The sequence below is a fragment of the Arthrobacter sp. 2762 genome (assembly GCF_040548745.1).
In the GTDB taxonomy this organism is placed as follows: domain Bacteria; phylum Actinomycetota; class Actinomycetes; order Actinomycetales; family Micrococcaceae; genus Arthrobacter.
This window is the reverse complement of the sequence record NZ_JBEPSI010000001.1, coordinates 764,795-779,722: the sequence shown is the minus strand read 5'-3', so window position 1 is coordinate 779,722 and position 14,928 is coordinate 764,795. Positions and strand designations below refer to the sequence as shown.

The 14,928-nt window shown below is 62.3% G+C and carries 16 protein-coding genes and 1 tRNA gene; 7 read left to right on the top strand and 10 right to left on the bottom strand.

What is annotated here, in order from left to right; translation table 11 throughout:
• The 3 genes from pstC (at window position 1) to pstB (ending at window position 2,887) form a co-directional block, all read left to right on the top strand.
• A complete protein-coding gene (pstC, locus tag ABIE18_RS03855; RefSeq protein WP_499721299.1) occupies window positions 1-933 on the top strand; it encodes a phosphate ABC transporter permease subunit PstC in 933 nt (310 codons plus the stop codon).
• Window positions 934-2,037 (top strand): phosphate ABC transporter permease PstA, encoded by a 1,104-nt coding sequence (gene pstA / locus ABIE18_RS03850; protein WP_499721297.1) that lies wholly within the window; start codon window positions 934-936, stop codon window positions 2,035-2,037.
• Window positions 2,038-2,107: 70 nt separating this feature from the next.
• A complete protein-coding gene (gene pstB / locus ABIE18_RS03845) occupies window positions 2,108-2,887 on the top strand; it encodes a phosphate ABC transporter ATP-binding protein PstB (RefSeq protein WP_431117483.1) in 780 nt (259 codons plus the stop codon).
• Between the two features lie 209 nt (window positions 2,888-3,096).
• On the opposite strand, the gene ABIE18_RS03840 is transcribed toward pstB, so the two are convergent.
• The 3 genes from ABIE18_RS03840 to ABIE18_RS03830 all read right to left on the bottom strand — a co-directional run bounded on the left by ABIE18_RS03840 (window position 3,097) and on the right by ABIE18_RS03830 (window position 5,725).
• A complete protein-coding gene (locus ABIE18_RS03840; protein WP_499721294.1) occupies window positions 3,097-4,113 on the bottom strand; it encodes an inorganic phosphate transporter in 1,017 nt (338 codons plus the stop codon).
• A gap of 1 nt (window position 4,114) precedes the next feature.
• Window positions 4,115-4,732: a DUF47 domain-containing protein gene (locus ABIE18_RS03835; protein ID WP_224094658.1), complete on the bottom strand. Its 618-nt coding sequence runs from the start codon at window positions 4,730-4,732 to the stop codon at window positions 4,115-4,117.
• Window positions 4,733-5,065: 333 nt separating this feature from the next.
• Window positions 5,066-5,725: a hypothetical protein gene (locus tag ABIE18_RS03830; protein WP_499721292.1), complete on the bottom strand. Its 660-nt coding sequence runs from the start codon at window positions 5,723-5,725 to the stop codon at window positions 5,066-5,068.
• Window positions 5,726-5,964: 239 nt separating this feature from the next.
• Between ABIE18_RS03830 and ABIE18_RS03825 the strand changes: the two genes are divergently transcribed.
• Window positions 5,965-6,037: transfer RNA gene (locus tag ABIE18_RS03825), tRNA-Lys, on the top strand.
• Window positions 6,038-6,267: 230 nt separating this feature from the next.
• The gene (arfA, locus tag ABIE18_RS03820; RefSeq protein WP_499721290.1) at window positions 6,268-7,800 is read left to right on the top strand and encodes an arabinosylfuranosidase ArfA; all 1,533 of its coding nucleotides are present in this window, start codon (window positions 6,268-6,270) and stop codon (window positions 7,798-7,800) included.
• On the opposite strand, the gene ABIE18_RS03815 is transcribed toward arfA, so the two are convergent.
• The 5 genes from ABIE18_RS03815 to ABIE18_RS03795 all read right to left on the bottom strand — a co-directional run bounded on the left by ABIE18_RS03815 (window position 7,797) and on the right by ABIE18_RS03795 (window position 10,147).
• Entirely contained in the window at window positions 7,797-8,186 is a 390-nt protein-coding gene (locus ABIE18_RS03815) for a hypothetical protein (protein WP_499721288.1), read from the bottom strand. The two genes, arfA and ABIE18_RS03815, sit on opposite strands and share 4 nt — an antisense overlap.
• A 91-nt stretch (window positions 8,187-8,277) precedes the next feature.
• A complete protein-coding gene (locus ABIE18_RS03810; protein WP_499721286.1) occupies window positions 8,278-8,595 on the bottom strand; it encodes a hypothetical protein in 318 nt (105 codons plus the stop codon).
• A gap of 237 nt (window positions 8,596-8,832) precedes the next feature.
• Window positions 8,833-9,633: an ANTAR domain-containing protein gene (locus tag ABIE18_RS03805; protein WP_499721284.1), complete on the bottom strand. Its 801-nt coding sequence runs from the start codon at window positions 9,631-9,633 to the stop codon at window positions 8,833-8,835.
• 14 nt (window positions 9,634-9,647) lie between these two features.
• Window positions 9,648-9,908 carry a hypothetical protein gene (locus ABIE18_RS03800; RefSeq protein ID WP_499721283.1) on the bottom strand — a complete coding sequence of 87 codons (261 nt, stop codon included), beginning with the start codon at window positions 9,906-9,908 and terminating at the stop codon, window positions 9,648-9,650.
• The gene (locus tag ABIE18_RS03795) at window positions 9,905-10,147 is read right to left on the bottom strand and encodes an ANTAR domain-containing protein (RefSeq protein ID WP_499721281.1); all 243 of its coding nucleotides are present in this window, start codon (window positions 10,145-10,147) and stop codon (window positions 9,905-9,907) included. The genes ABIE18_RS03800 and ABIE18_RS03795 overlap by 4 nt, the downstream gene beginning before the upstream one ends.
• Window positions 10,148-10,514: 367 nt before the next feature.
• Between ABIE18_RS03795 and ABIE18_RS03790 the strand changes: the two genes are divergently transcribed.
• Both ABIE18_RS03790 and ABIE18_RS03785 read left to right on the top strand, forming a co-directional pair.
• Window positions 10,515-11,519, top strand: a complete 1,005-nt coding sequence (locus tag ABIE18_RS03790; protein ID WP_499721279.1) for a LacI family DNA-binding transcriptional regulator — start codon at window positions 10,515-10,517, stop codon at window positions 11,517-11,519.
• Window positions 11,520-11,537: 18 nt separating this feature from the next.
• A complete protein-coding gene (locus ABIE18_RS03785) occupies window positions 11,538-12,641 on the top strand; it encodes a D-TA family PLP-dependent enzyme (RefSeq protein WP_499721277.1) in 1,104 nt (367 codons plus the stop codon).
• A 90-nt stretch (window positions 12,642-12,731) separates the two neighbouring features.
• Here the strand turns inward: ABIE18_RS03785 and ABIE18_RS03780 are convergent, their stop codons facing one another.
• Both ABIE18_RS03780 and ABIE18_RS03775 read right to left on the bottom strand, forming a co-directional pair.
• Window positions 12,732-13,691 (bottom strand): 2-hydroxyacid dehydrogenase, encoded by a 960-nt coding sequence (locus ABIE18_RS03780; protein ID WP_499721276.1) that lies wholly within the window; start codon window positions 13,689-13,691, stop codon window positions 12,732-12,734.
• The gene (locus ABIE18_RS03775) at window positions 13,688-14,887 is read right to left on the bottom strand and encodes a pyridoxal phosphate-dependent aminotransferase (protein ID WP_431117497.1); all 1,200 of its coding nucleotides are present in this window, start codon (window positions 14,885-14,887) and stop codon (window positions 13,688-13,690) included. Before ABIE18_RS03775 ends, ABIE18_RS03780 begins: the two co-directional genes overlap by 4 nt.
• Window positions 14,888-14,928: the final 41 nt, after the last annotated feature.

Sequence of the window (14,928 nt, the reverse complement as noted above, 5' to 3'; positions counted from 1 at the left end):
GTGACCACCAACTCCCTGACAACCTCCCACGGCGCAGGACGCGCCGGGGACAAGGTTTTCTCCGGGGCCGCCATGGCCGCAGGGTGCCTGATTCTGGCGGTTCTCTTCGGAGTCGCCCTGTTCCTTGTGGTGCAGGCAATCCCCGCGCTCGTCGCACCGCCTGCGGACATCCAGGGCGGCAACGGCTTCTTCGCCTACATCGCCCCGATCGTGGTGGGCACGCTCATCGCCGCCGTGATCGCGCTCGTCATCGCAACCCCCGTGGCAATCGGGGTAGCCCTGTTCATTTCGCATTACGCCCCGCGCCGGCTGGCTTCGGGGCTTGGCTACGTTGTGGACCTGCTGGCCGCCATCCCCTCCGTCGTCTACGGTGCGTGGGGCGCGGCGTTCCTGGCCAAGGAAATCTCCCCGGCCTACGACTGGCTCGCCAACAACCTGGGCTGGATTCCGATCTTCCAAGGCCCGGCATCCGCCACGGGCAAGACCATCCTGACCGCCGGCATCGTCCTGTCCGTCATGGTCCTGCCCATCATCACCTCCCTGTCCCGCGAAATCTTCCTGCAGACCCCCAAGCTGCACGAGGAAGCAGCGCTCGCATTGGGAGCCACCCGTTGGGAGATGATCCGCATGGCCGTACTTCCGTTTGGCCGTCCGGGCATCGTGAGCGCCATCATGCTGGGCCTGGGCCGTGCGCTTGGCGAGACGATGGCGGTTGCACTGGTGTTGTCCTCGGGAGTCTTGACTGCAAGCCTCATCCAGTCCGGCAACCAGACCATCGCCGCCGAAATCGCCCTGAACTTCCCGGAGGCCAGCGGGCTCAAGGTTAATACGTTGATCGCCGCAGGCCTGGTTCTGTTCGTTATCACCCTTGGCGTGAACATGATTGCCCGCTGGATCATCACCAAGCACAAAGAATTCTCGGGAGCCAACTAAATGACCGCCACCGTAGTCCGAAAGCGCTCGGCGCTCACCAAGGGCCAACTGCCCAAGTTCGCTCCTTACATCGTCCTGGCCGTCGCCCTGATCGTGGGCGCAGCCATCCTGGCCCTTATCGGGTTCAACGCCTTCGGCTGGGGCCTTGTCTCCGCGGTGCTGTTCACCATCGGCCTGGTCTCTTGGAGCGGCGCCGTTGAGGGTGCGCGCAAGGCCAAGGACAAGCTCGCCACGTGCTTGATTGTCGGGTCCTTCCTGATTGCCCTCCTGCCGTTGATCTCCGTCATCTGGACCGTGTTAGTCAACGGCATTCCCGGCCTGGTAACCCCCGGATTCCTTGGTACGTCCATGAACGGCGTCACCGGCGCCTTCGACAACAAGGCAGTGGAGGAAGGCGGCAAGGTCCTCGGCGGCATTTACCACGCGCTGTTGGGCACCCTCCAGATCACGCTTCTGGCCACGGTCATCTCCGTGCCGGTGGGTTTGCTCACCGCGATCTACCTGGTGGAATACGGCAACGACCGTCCCCTGGCGCGCGCCATTACGTTCTTCGTGGATGTCATGACCGGCATTCCCTCCATCGTGGCGGGCCTCTTCGCAGCAGCGTTCTTCTTCGCGGTTGTTGGCCCCGGCACCAAGACCGGTGCGGTAGCCGCCGTCGCGCTTTCCGTCCTGATGATTCCCGTAGTGGTCCGCTCCAGCGAGGAAATGCTCAAGATTGTGCCGAACGAGCTGCGCGAGGCCTCTTACGCGCTCGGGGTGCGTAAATGGCGCACCATCACCAAAGTGGTCATCCCGACGGCGATTTCCGGCATTGCGTCCGGCGTCACTTTGGCGATCGCCCGGGTTATTGGCGAGACGGCCCCCATCCTGGTCACCGCAGGCTTCGCGACCACCATCAACAACAACGTATTCGGCGGTTGGATGGCCTCGCTGCCCACGTTCATCTACACCCAGATCCTGAACCCAACGTCGCCGTCCAACCCTGGCCCCTCGGACCAGCGGGCATGGGGCGCCGCTTTGGTGCTGATCATCCTGGTGATGCTCCTGAACCTCGGAGCCCGCCTCATTGCCCGTCTGTTCGCACCCAAAACGGGACGCTAGCCGCGCCGGTCGCCGGTTTTCCGGGCCTGCCAATCAAACTTCCAGAAACCCCCAAGGAATAAGGAACACCATGTCCAAGCGCATCGACGTCAAAGACTTGAATGTCTACTACGGCAGCTTCCTGGCTGTTGAGGACGTCAACATCAACATTGAAGCCAAGTCCGTCACGGCCTTCATCGGCCCGTCCGGCTGTGGCAAGTCCACCTTCCTCCGCACTTTGAACCGCATGCACGAGGTCCTTCCCGGTGCACGCGTCGAGGGCGAGGTCCTGCTGGACGGCGACAACCTTTACGACCCCGGCGTTGACCCCGTTACCGTTCGCACCCAGGTTGGCATGGTCTTCCAGCGCCCCAACCCGTTCCCCACCATGTCCATCCGGGACAATGTTCTGGCCGGCGTGAAGCTGAACAACAAGAAGATCTCCAAGGGCGAAGCCGATGCCCTGGTAGAGAAGTCCTTGGTTGGAGCCAACCTGTGGAATGAGGTCAAGGACCGCCTCGACAAGCCAGGTTCCGGCCTTTCGGGCGGCCAGCAGCAGCGCCTCTGCATCGCGCGTGCCATCGCTGTGGAACCGCAGGTGATCCTCATGGACGAGCCCTGCTCCGCCCTGGACCCCATCTCCACGCTGGCTGTCGAGGACCTCATCAATGAGCTCAAGGACCAGTACACCGTGGTGATCGTGACCCACAACATGCAGCAGGCCGCCCGTGTGTCGGACAAGACCGCGTTCTTCAACATTGCAGGCACCGGCAAGCCCGGCAAGCTCATCGAGTTCGCAGACACCACCAGCATCTTCAACAACCCCGCCCAGAAGGCCACGGAAGACTACGTCTCCGGCCGCTTCGGATAAGGGGTGTGCAGGTTCCGGCTTATTTGGGGGAGCCGGCAATAAACGACGGCGGCCGTCGCCTTGGGGGTACGGCCGCCGTCACTTTTTTGTACCCAACTACGTCGCAGCAGAGCGCGTTTTGAGCCTTCATAACGCGCTCTGCTGCGACCTGGTTGGGGAGGACGCTGGGATCGAGCCCGCCCCGGGAAGGTGAGTCCAGCCGTCGGGCGTTAGTTTTTGGCCAGGGGCGAGAACGCCAACTCAAGGACGAAAGCCATGGCGGCCGTGACGAGCGGTGTGGCCACCCAGAACAGGAGAATCCTGCGCACAAGACGCCTGTTGGTGGTGGCGAATCGTTGGTGGGTGCCCGCACCCAGCACGGACGCGGTCAGCGTGTGGGTTGTGGACAGCGGTAGCTGCAGGCCGATGGCGCCGATGAACAGCATCACGGAAGTCAGGGTCTGCGCCACGAACCCTCGAAGAGGGTCCACTCGGATCAACTTGTGACCCAGGGTGTGCGAGATCCTCCAACCACCAAACATGGTGCCCGCTGTCAGCATGATCGCGGTCAGAAGGAGGATCCACAAGGGCAATTCGCTCCCACTGGACAATCCCGCCGCCACCAGCGCCAGCAGGAGAACGGCCGCGGTGCGCTGCCCATCCTGGAGTCCATGGCCGAAAGCCACCGCCGCAGCAGAGACAGCTTGCGCGCGGCGAAAACGCCTGTTGATGACATTCGGCTGCGTATAGCGTGCCGCCCATGTCACCGGCCATACGAGCAAGTACGCCGCCACGAAAGCGATCAAAGGGGACAGGACCAAAGGTAATGCGACCTGGGTCAGGAGGACGTTGTCCACGCCGCTGATCGAGTTCCCACCCACCAGCACGCTCGCAGCGCCCGCGCCGATCAGTCCGCCCACAAGTGAGTTGGTGGAAGACAAAGGGATGCCCCGCCACCATGAGTACACGCCCCAGATGATGGAGGCGGCAAGGGCGGACGTCAGCATTGAGAGCCCACCAATGCCATTGGGCAGGGAGATCCAGGACTGCGTAAATGCGAGCACGAAGCTGCCGCTGAGCATAGCGCCGATGAAGTTGAACACAGCTGCCAGGAGCACCGCCACGGACGGTGTGAGGGCTCGTGTCCTCGTAGACAGTGCTACGGCATTGGAGACGTCACGGAAGCCGTTGAGAAACGCGAACCCTGAAGCCAAACCCACCACGAGGACCAGGAATGCAACGATCACGTCATGATTCCTTGACGATGATGCTGCCTACCTGCGTGGCGATCTTCCGCATATCCTTGGTCACTTCCACCAACTGGTTGGCGATGTCCCGGTGCCGCGCATACTGCGTGGACTTCATATCCTTCAGCATCTCGGCCACCCACGTGCGGTGGGTTCGCTCTGCACGTTTCGCCAGCCTGAGGATCTCGATCCAGTAGTCCTCAAGTTCGTCGAGGTCTTCGAGCTTTCGCATGGCGTCCACGGTCAGCTCGGCTTGGCGGCTGATGATCTCCAATTGGTCGGCCGCGCGCTTGGGCAGCCGCTCCAGTTTGTAAAGGGCAACCAACTCGCCTGCGGCGTCGAGCTTCTCCATGGCCTCGTTGAGGTGGCGGGACAAGGTGTACATGTCCTCGCGCGGGAGCGGGTTCACGAAGCTGGTGCGCATATGGGTCAGGAGCGCAAAGTGCAGGTCCAGTGATTTTGACTCGTGCTCGTGGAGTTCCTCGGTCAGGCGTTCGTGCTCACTTGCCTGGGCGCCGAGGATCTCTGAGAGCGTTCCGGTGGCGGCCACAATGACGCCGGCCATCTGCGCGAGCAGTACGAGCCCGGCAGGTTCCTGGGGGAAAAGGCGCAGCTTCATATCGCTTCCGGGCCGGGGACGGATGGGCTGCGGGCTGCTTGACTTGACGCTTCCCGCTTCGGCCCCAACTTTACCGGTACGACGACGGCCACCGCTAAGTCTGCGCGTATGGCCACGGCTCACATTCAGGGGTGGCTAGCCCGGATCTGTGCCCAGGCATAAAAATGGTGCCGAACCGGATACGCCTCTCGGCGGTAGGCCGCTCGAAGCGGCTATAAGTTGAAGCCCGGGGGTTTCGCGGTTCGGCACCAGTTTCAGTGTTCTACGTCGGTGGGGCTAAGTCAACATTGACAGGTTGGGTCCGACGTGGGTAAATTCGGGGGTTTTTGGACCTTAATCCAGCTCTCCCAACCTCCACGCATTGGCGGCATGTTCGAGGTCCTCGGCAGTCTTTACCAGCTGGTGCGAGTTGCGTGTGAGCTTGCTTGCATGGCTTTCATTGCTGTGCTCCGCCCCGTCCGCCAGGGTCGCCTGGCCGAGCGCCACAACGCGGCAGAATGCAGCGGAACGTTCCAGTGCGACGTCGAAATCGCCGTCGAACGCGCCGGACAAAATAGCGTCCGCCATGGTCTTCATTTCATCTGCTCCGGGCGGCTCTGCAGCTCCAGCCACCACGTTGGATACCTGCGCAGTGTCGCGGCCTGCCCTGAAGTACACCGAGATGCGCTCGGGGTTCCGGATAGTTGCGGCGCGGAGGGCGTACAGCCTCCACAACGCGCCGGGCAGGGAACGGGCGGGGCTTTCGGCCCACATCTCAGCGATGGCTTCGAGACCCTGCTCGTCGGCCAGCTTCACCAAGCGACGGGTGACCTTGGGGTCGTCGCTGTCGCGGCCACGTTTTACGAGCGCCTGGGCCGCCAAGTGGGCAGCCTCGGAGACGCGGGCGGGATCTGCCCCACCGGCGAACGGTTCGAAATCGATGGGCGCGAAGGGCTTGGGCTTGTGGTGCCTGTTCGCTCCGCCGTACGCACGTGGTCCTGGCTGTTCGCTCATGAGTTCACCGTACTCCTGTGCCCTGATGGGGTCGAGTAACGGTTTCTTGGGCTGCTTTCTTGCTGCCGTGGTGCCTTCCCGACCTGCTTTGCCGCCGCAGGTGGGCCGACGCGCCGCTGCCGCCGCGCGCCGTCGTCGGCTGTTTGCTCAAAAGAGGTCACGACGCCGCGTTGCTGAGCCCGTTCCTCGACTGGCTTGACGTTGAGGTACAGTATTCATGGCTGTTTCAACAGCTGGAGGGGCCTTTAGCTCAGTTGGTAGAGCATCGGACTTTTAATCCGTGGGTCGTGGGTTCGATCCCCACAGGGCCCACCCTTCTGCAGGCCGGAGACGTTGAGTCTCCGGCCTGTTTTTGTTCCCGGACTCCCAGGCGCCCGGACCCCCGTCAACGGACAAATCACCGCCGCGCGCAGGGGTGAATTGTCCGTTGGGCGGGGTTCCCCGAAAAAACTTCTTGACTCCCGCACCCCGCCCCCACCAACATGGTTTCTATAACGTTGTAAATTGACCCAATCCACAAAGCAAGCAGACAAGGACGCCCCTTGGGAACTCAGAACCCCGAAACCCCCACCGCCAAAATCACCATCGATCCCGCATTCATCGTGGGTCCCGTCAGGCGGAAGACATTCGGTGCCTTCGTCGAACACTTGGGCCGATGCGTCTACACGGGCATCTTCGAACCCGAACACCCGAAGGCGGACGAGGACGGTTTCCGTACCGATGTCCTGGAACTCACGAAGGAGCTGGGTGTCTCCACAGTTCGCTATCCCGGCGGCAACTTCGTCTCCGGCTACCGCTGGGAGGACGGAGTTGGCCCAGTGGACCAGCGCCCAACGAGGCTTGACCTTGCCTGGCACTCAAGCGACCCCAACCTGGTGGGTGTGGACGAGTTTGCCAAGTGGTCAGAGAAAGCCGGTGTTGAGCCCATGATGGCGGTCAACCTGGGCACTCGCGGGACCCAGGAAGCGCTGGACATCCTGGAATACTGCAACATCAAAGGCGGCACGGCCCTGTCCGAACAGCGCAAGGCGAATGGCGCCGTCGAGCCCCACAACATCACTATGTGGTGCCTCGGGAACGAGATGGATGGCTTCTGGCAGATCGGCCACAAGAAGGCCGGCGAGTATGCTCGCCTCGCCGCCGAAACCGCCCGCGCCATGCGCATGGTCAACCCGGACCTGGAGCTGGTGGCCTGTGGAAGTTCGAGTCCAACAATGCCCACATTCGGGGAATGGGAGCGCATTGTCCTCACCGAGACGTACGAGCTTGTAGACCTGATTTCCGCGCACCAGTACTTTGAGGACTTCGGCGACCTGCAGGAGCACCTGTCTGCCGGGCACCGGATGGAGGCATTCATCAGGGATCTCGTCTCCCACATCGATCACGTGAAGTCTGCAACCAAATCGGAAAAGCAGGTCAACATTTCCTTCGATGAATGGAATGTCTGGCACGGTTCACGCGACGAGTCCAAGGCTCCCACGGGCGACGATTGGCCTGTAGCGCCGGTTCTGCTCGAGGACCGTTACACGGTGGCTGACGCGGTTGTCGTGGGGGACCTGCTCATCGCACTGCTTCGCAACACGGATCGCGTCCACTCCGCCAGCCTCGCGCAGTTGGTCAACGTCATCGCACCGATCATGACCGAGCCGGGCGGGCGCTCCTGGAAGCAGACCACGTTCCACCCGTTCGCGCTCACCTCCCAGCATGCCTCGGGTACGGTGCTGAACCTTGCTGTCGAGTCGCCGAAGCTGGACAGCGAAAAGACGGCCGGCTTCAATTCGTTGTCAGCTGTGGCTACCTACGACGCCGAAGCCAAGGAGGTTGTGGTTTTCGCCGTGAACCGTTCGGCGACGGACGCACTCACGCTCGACGCCGCCGTCGGGGGTTTGGGGGCCGCCAGCGTCATCGAGGCCGTCACCTACACGAACAAGGACCCGTACTGGCAGGCAACCGCGGATGATTCGACGTCCGTCCTGCCTTCAGAGAACGTCAGTGTAAGGCTCGACGGCGGCCGGCTCACCGCCGGGCTTCCGGCCGTGAGCTGGAGCATGATCCGGTTGTCGCTGGATTCCTAGGCGATCGCCTGCGACCCGTCCTGGAAGATCGGATACAGCGAAATCGGTGTGACCGTTGCTTCTGACGGAGCGTCCTGGAAGGGCTCCGGCGCCTGCACAGCAGGTGTCGGAGCCGGTTCCTCAGCAGGGACGATCTCCAGCGATTCCAAATCCAGCAGCCGTCGGCCCCCGGTTTCTGCATCCTGGAGCCAGAACAGGTCAGTACCTGCGATTGTCTTGAGCACCGTACCCCGGTGGTAGAGGCGTCCGTTATGCCAGGCCTCGATATGATCGCCCGGGTTCAGCCGGTGCGGCTCCTCCGCGTCGCAAGGCAAGCTGCCGAAAGCCTGCGCCAGGCTGGCCTGCGTTTTCAATGCCTGAAATAGGTCCCTGTTTCCGATGCTCATATCTGCTCTCCTCGGCTGGCCCGTCCATTCGTCCCAGCCTCTCGCATAAATGTTGCAGGGGCGTTGCAGAGGGATGAGCGCTATGTGACGGCTACGAGGAAGCGGAGTCGTCCCCCTTAAGATCCCCGTCGTCTTGAGGAATGGAATCCTCCTCCGAAAGTTCGTCAGCGTAAGGCGCAGCCGGGCGTGGCTTACTGTCCGAGAGTTCGTTCGCGGCCATGGCCAAAAGGTCACGCTCCAACTCTGGGATAGAGACCATGCCTTGCAGGTAAGCCTCCACCTCGTATTCGCCCACGGACCCGCCGATGCTGAAGTAATGGAGCCACAAGGTGCTGGTGCTGATCCGCGCGACGGTAAGCGCCGCCAAAAGCCTGCGGCGTTGTTCGGGTTCTTTGCTGTCAAAGCCCATGTCCACCGGCCTGGATCAGGACTGCCCGTGTTCAGGCCATGGGCTCTTTGCCGAAACGATCGGGCGACCCCGCCCTGCGAGGGGAAGCTGTTCCAGAGGAATTTGCTTATTCGTCATGCTCTCTCCGGCCATCAGGTCGGCGGGCCGACCAAGATGCTGTAATCGCTGGACTCCTGTGTCAGGGCACCAGTTTAATGGTTTTCGCGGCCCGATGCCCGTGTTCAGGAAAGTGCGTTGTTATTCCTCAAAGGCTGCTGAGATCTCGTGCTCACCGGAAATGCGGGCGATGATTCGCGCGGCCACTTCCCTGAGCTTGATGTTGCGGTGGCTGGATGCGCTGGCGAGGATCTGGAACGCCGCGTCACGGCTGCAGCGGTTCTGCGCCATGATGATTCCGACGGCGGTATCAATGGTGGTGCGGGATTGCAAAGCTGCACTGAGATTGTCCCTCGCGTCCCGCAACTGCGAGATCTTCAGGGCCAAGTGCAGCGCCTTTGCCCCGGTGGCCGTAACACGCTCCGCTGCCAGCAGGTCGTCATGGGAAAAGCCGTGAGTGCGCGTGGAGTAAAGGTTCACTACTGCCTCTGCAGTGCTGTTCAGTTCCATAGGCAGGGCCAGTATGGAACCCACATTGGTTGCGGCGGCAACACGCATGTATTCGGGCCAGCGTTGCTCGGTGTGAACGTCGGGGACGTGCGTAATTGTGCGCGTTCTAAGGGCCGTAAGGCAGGGGCCATCATCAAAGCTGTTCTGGATCTCATCCAAGTTCCGTGCAAGGGCGTCGCTGTCCGCGATTGCAATCGGCTTTTTCTGTCGAATAACGGTCACACCGCAAGCTATGGTATTGCCAGCCTTGGTCAGTTTTGTGGCCGTCATGGTGGCGAGGTCTTCGAGGAAATCCCGGATGTCGGCGTTTTCGACGAGTAGATCCTGCAGACGGGTCAGGAATTCGGTCAGATCAACGTGGGTCTCATCCGGAACACGAAACGTGGACGGGCTACCCAAATAGTGGGTTGGAGACGGCTGGGTTTCTGTCATTGTCTTGTCCCTTGCTACTGTCCCACAGGGCCAGGCTGGCCGTCGGCGCTTAGTTCGTCTATTGCTGTGTCCACAAGCCGCATTTGGCCTGGGGCAAGCCCCAAAAGTCCGTTGAGGTACCCGTCCAACGCAAATTCGTCGGCGTCACCGCCGATGCCGAGATAGTAGGTCCACAAGCGGCTCAGGTTGAGGTTCCTGCCCCGGTAGCGTTCTCCGGCATGCTTGCGCTGTTCGTTATTCCAGCTGGGCTCTGCCCACTTGGGCCTATCGTTCATGGCACTCTGCCGCCCAGGTTGTTCCCGCCCCTGGCGTGTTCCAGGATGTCTCTGGCGACCTCGTGAAAGCACTTGTCGCTGTTCCGGGAGGCAAGTTGCAGGAGCCGAATTGCTGATTCCCGGCTGGAACGGTCATGCATCATGATGACGGAGACGGCCGCGTTCACAACGGCCCGGGATTCAAGTGCGGTCTGCAACTGTTCGGCTGATGGGACTGGCACTGCGTTGTTCTGGGCCATGACGGCCTCAATTCTGCAACGCCAGAGTCCACACTTCTCCGGCTGGGTGGCACTGCGCTCGTGTTCGCGCAAAGCCCGGTTATTCAACCCCGGACCGACACCACCCGAAATCTCCTACTGGTGACACTACGCGCGCGCCCCACCAGAAGATATAGCTGACGCCTACGCATGGTGGAACGGGCTCGCAAAACATCACCAAAATGAACGTGTCCTGCGCGCGACCGTTCTTGGCTGCGACCACCAACTTGTGGAGATCCAAGCGGTGGCGGCCGTCATCGGATGACCCAACTTGGGCCTGATCTGCAACGATGTATTCCAGCAACCCCGGCGAACGGATCCGGGGCAGAGGGATTGAAGGAGCACATTGATGGCCGTCACCATGAACGACGTCGCGCGGGCCGCCGGGGTCTCCTTGAAGACGGTTTCCAACGTCATCAACAACTACGAGTTCATCCGGCCAGCGACCAAGCAGCGCGTCCTGGCTGCAATCGAAGAACTCGGATACGAAACCAACCTGACGGCCCGCAGCCTCCGTTCCGGCAAGACCAGCATGCTGGGACTGGTGCTGAGCGACCTCTCGGTTCCCTACTATGCCGAGCTCGCCTCGGACATCATGAAGGCGGCATGGGCGCGGGGCTACCGGGTCCTCGTCGAGCAGTCCGGCAACGCGGCCGCCCACGAAAAGTCTGCACTTCAAGGCCAGTTCCGCAGCCTCACGGACGGGCTCCTTTTCATCCCACTGTCGCTGGATGCCGAGCAGATCATTCAGGCCGCCGGCAAGAAACCGCTGGTCCTGCTGGGCGAATTCGTGCAGGACCCGCGGCTGGACATGGTCCTCATCCAAAACCACGAGGCAGCGGCAGCCGTCACCGCGCACCTGCTGGCGGAAGGTCGCCGTCGGATAGCCGTTTTGGGCGCGCACGACGGCGACACAACCGGCAGTAACGGCCTGCGCCTTAACGGCTACAAAGCTGCGCTCGCTGCCGCCGGTGTGGAGTATGACCCGGCCCTCGTGATTGATTGCGAGTGGCGGCGCGACGGCGGTGCGGACGCGATCGCGCGGCTGCTGGACAGCGGCGTTGGCTTTGACGCCGTTTTCGGTTTGAACGACGTCGTTGCCTTGGGGGCGCTGCACGAACTTCTGGTCCGAGGCAAGCGGGTCCCGGACGACATAGCGGTGGCGGGCTTCGACGACATTGACGAAGCCAGATTCGCGTCGCCGTCGTTGACCACAGTGGAGCCTGGCCGTGCGGAAATTGCGGAGCGCGCCGTCGAACTCCTCATCAACAGGATCGAAGGCAACGGTTCCCCGGACAAAGTGGAGCAAACGGAAGCGGCGTTCTCGCTGCGCGTCAGGCAGTCCGCGCCGTAGGACGTTACTGTTCTAAGAATGAACCACGCATTCCCGGACGGAATCGTCACGCCCGCCATCATGATCGACGTCGATGTCCTCGACCGGAATATCCAACGTATGGCATCGAGCATGCTGAGCAGGGGACTGAGGCTCCGCCCGCATGTGAAGACACACAAGACCCTGGAGATCGCGGCCAAGCAGCTGGCGGCTGGAGCGGTAGGGCTAACGGTGGCGACGATCGGGGAAGCCGAGGTCTTCGCGGCCGGGGGTGCCACGGACATTTTCATCGCCTACCCGCTGTGGGTTGAGGCGCACCACGCGGAGCGGCTGCGGAAGCTTACCAGGACGTGCAGCATCGCGGTGGGCACCGATTCAGTGGAAAGCGCGACGGCGATGGGCCGCCAGCTGGGCGCCGATGCCAGAAGTATTGATGTCCTGATCGAAGTGGACAGCGGGCATCACCGCAGCGGAGTCTTGCCCGGAGAAGTGGTGGACGTTGCGCGCGCGGCCGCAGCAAGCGGCCTGAACATTGCGGGCGTCTTCACATTCCCCGGACATAGTTACAAGCCGGGAATGCCAAGGGATGCAGCGGGTAACGAGAATGAGGCCCTTGGCCGTGCTTCCGCCGCACTGGAGCATGCCGGCTTTGAGGTCCGCACCATCAGCGGCGGTTCCACCCCGACCGCAATGCTCGACGCCGAAACGCTGGCCACCGAGTTGCGCCCCGGCGTCTATGTTTTCGGTGATGCCCAACAGCTTGAACTCGAACGGTGCACGTGGGACGACATCGCGCTGACAGTCGCTGCTACTGTGGTCAGCCGCCACGAGTCCGACGGCGGGAATGTCCGGAGGGTGGTGGTCGACGCCGGCAGCAAGATCCTGGGCAGTGACCGCCCCGATTGGGCCACCGGATACGGGCGCCTGCCCGAATACCGGGACGCCCGGATCACAGCGCTCTCCGAACACCACGCCACCGTTGTTTGGCCGGACTCTGAGGAACTGCCGGCACTAGGCACGCGGCTCAGGCTGATCCCGAACCACGTTTGCCTGGCCATGAACCTGGTGGACGAGGTCACTGTAGTTCGTGAGGGCACAGTGGTGGACACATGGAAGGTCGCCGCCCGCGGCCGGAACAACTAGCAGTCCTGCCTGATGCTTCATCGGGGTTAAAGACTGTGGCGGCGGGTGGAAATTTACCCGCCGCCACAGCAACTGCCGCTTCCGCTTCCCTTAGCCGATGGGAGTAGGCGGCTGTTCACCCTTAAGCACGGCGAGCGTGTTGTCCGCCGCGAGTACTGCCATGGCCGTGCGTGTTTCCACCGTGGCGGAGCCGAGGTGCGGCACAAGCGTCACGTTTTCCAGTTCCAGCAACCATGGATGCACCTTCGGCTCTTGTTCGAAGACATCCAGGCCTGCGCCCGCGATCTGTCCTTCGCGGAGGGCCAAGGCGAGTGCGGCTTCGTCGATGATGGGTCCGCGTGCGGTGTTGACGAGATAGGCGGACTTTTTCATCGTGGCGAGTTGCTCAGCGCCGATCAGGTGATGCGTTGTCGGCCCGTACGGGCAGTGCAGCGAGACGACGTCGGAGATGGTCAGCAGTTCGTCGAGCTCCACTCGCCGTGCGCCGAGTTCCGCGGCGATGGCGGGGTCGATTTCGCTGCGTGACTGGTAGACGATCTCCATTCCGAAGGCCTTGGCCCGGCGTGCTGTGGCTTGGCCGATGCCACCCATGCCGACGACACCCAGGGTCTTGCCCTGCAGGCTGCTGCCGAGCAGGAAGAACATTCCCCATTTCCAGGCCTGGCCGGAACGGATGAGCCGTTCCCCCTCGCCGAGCCGGCGCGTGGCCATAAGGATCAGGCCGAACGCGATGTCGGCTGTGGCCTCAGTGAGCACCCCCGGGGTGTTGGTGGCGATGATCCCCCGTTCGGTGCAGGCGGGGACGTCGATGTTGTCATAGCCAACGGCGACGTTCGCGACCACTTTGAGCTGCGGGCCCGCGGCGTCGAGCAGTTCGGCGTCAATGCGTTCGGTCAGCAGGCTCACTATGGCGTCGGCTCCTGCTACGCGGCGCAGAAGTTCCTGGCGGCTGATGGAGTCCGAGCCCTCCCAAGCATCCACCTCGTGTTCGGCGCGGAGCTTCTCGAGTGCCGGTTCGGGCACGCGTCCGGTGACGACTACGCGGCTCATGCCGTCTCGATCCATTCACGCAGGCGGCCCAGGCCATCGCGGATGTCTGGCACTTCGATGCCGGAGTACGCGAGCCGGATGTACTGCCGCTCCTCGCCGGGCAGACGCCGGCCGAAGTGTTCACGCGTGCAGAACGAGACCCCAGTCTTGTAGAGGGCGTCGGATGCGAAGTCGCCCACTGCTGTGTAACCCAGCCGCTGCATGGCCTCGGTGACGTCGGGGAACAGGTAGAACGTGGACTGCGGAACTGCCACGCTCATTCCCGGGATGGCATTGACGATCCCGCACGCGGTATCCCGGCGTTCCTTCAGGATGTCCAGCATCTGCTGTACCGGTTCCTGGGGGCCGCGAAGGGCTTCGATGCCGGCCCACTGCACATAGTGAGTGGTGCACGATTCATCGTTGGTGTTGAGGGTGCTGAGCACTTTCGCTATTTCAAGCGGGGCAACGGCACAGCCCAGCCGCGAGCCCGTCATGGCGAACTTCTTGCTGAACGTGTACAGGATGACGGTGCGCTCGGCCATGCCGGGAAGCGACGCAATAGAGCTTGAGACTCCTTCGTAGCGCGTCTCGAAGTAGGCCTCATCGGAGAGTACCCAGAGGTCGTGCTCTTGTGCGATCTGGGCGATTGCCTCGCGTTCGGACGCCGTCGATTCGGCAGAGATGGGGTTCTGCAGATCGTTGTAGATGATCGCGGCCGTGTTCGGGGTGATTGATGCCCGGACCTGGTCGAGGTCGATCGCGAATCCGTCACTTGTGGGCACATAGCGGTAGGGCACAGCCGTGCCGCCCAGATATTCGATCTGGGATTCGTAGATCGGGAACCCGGGGTTGGGGTAGAGCACCTCCTGGCCTGGGTTCATGACGGCCTGCAGGAACTTGGTGATAACGGGCTTACCGCCGGTCATCACCACCACGTTGTCGGGGGAGAATTCCATTCCGCGCCGTGCGCCGAGGTCTTCGGCGAGGGCTTCCCGAAGCTGGGGGATACCGGGACCGGGGCAGTAGCCCGTGTAGCCATCGGTGATTGCCTTGTTCATCGCCTCAACGATGTGAGGGGCCGTTGGGATATTGATGTCGCCAAGGTGGAAGGGGTACACCAGGTTCCCTTTGGCCTTCCAGGCGGCAGCGGCCTGCGCCACGCTGAACGCAGTTTCGGTGCCCAGGCGTTCAAGCCGGTGTGCGAGTTTCTGCATGTGCTGTTTAACTCCTCATCGAGCTGATCACGGGTTTTCAC

Excerpts from the sequence above, each read along its gene's own strand:
- ABIE18_RS03775 (WP_431117497.1), bottom strand. The coding sequence starts at position 14,887 with ATGCAGAAACTCGCACACCGGCTTGAACGCCTGGGCACCGAAACTGCG.
- ABIE18_RS03780 (WP_499721276.1), bottom strand. The coding sequence starts at position 13,691 with ATGAGCCGCGTAGTCGTCACCGGACGCGTGCCCGAACCGGCACTCGAG.
- ABIE18_RS03785 (WP_499721277.1), top strand. The coding sequence starts at position 11,538 with ATGAACCACGCATTCCCGGACGGAATCGTCACGCCCGCCATCATGATC.
- pstB (WP_431117483.1), top strand. The coding sequence starts at position 2,108 with ATGTCCAAGCGCATCGACGTCAAAGACTTGAATGTCTACTACGGCAGC.
- ABIE18_RS03800 (WP_499721283.1), bottom strand. The coding sequence starts at position 9,908 with ATGAACGATAGGCCCAAGTGGGCAGAGCCCAGCTGGAATAACGAACAG.
- pstA (WP_499721297.1), top strand. The coding sequence starts at position 934 with ATGACCGCCACCGTAGTCCGAAAGCGCTCGGCGCTCACCAAGGGCCAA.
- ABIE18_RS03815 (WP_499721288.1), bottom strand. The coding sequence starts at position 8,186 with ATGAGCATCGGAAACAGGGACCTATTTCAGGCATTGAAAACGCAGGCC.
- ABIE18_RS03805 (WP_499721284.1), bottom strand. The coding sequence starts at position 9,633 with ATGACAGAAACCCAGCCGTCTCCAACCCACTATTTGGGTAGCCCGTCC.
- ABIE18_RS03835 (WP_224094658.1), bottom strand. The coding sequence starts at position 4,732 with ATGAAGCTGCGCCTTTTCCCCCAGGAACCTGCCGGGCTCGTACTGCTC.
- ABIE18_RS03830 (WP_499721292.1), bottom strand. The coding sequence starts at position 5,725 with ATGAGCGAACAGCCAGGACCACGTGCGTACGGCGGAGCGAACAGGCAC.
- ABIE18_RS03795 (WP_499721281.1), bottom strand. The coding sequence starts at position 10,147 with ATGGCCCAGAACAACGCAGTGCCAGTCCCATCAGCCGAACAGTTGCAG.
- ABIE18_RS03810 (WP_499721286.1), bottom strand. The coding sequence starts at position 8,595 with ATGGGCTTTGACAGCAAAGAACCCGAACAACGCCGCAGGCTTTTGGCG.
- ABIE18_RS03790 (WP_499721279.1), top strand. The coding sequence starts at position 10,515 with ATGGCCGTCACCATGAACGACGTCGCGCGGGCCGCCGGGGTCTCCTTG.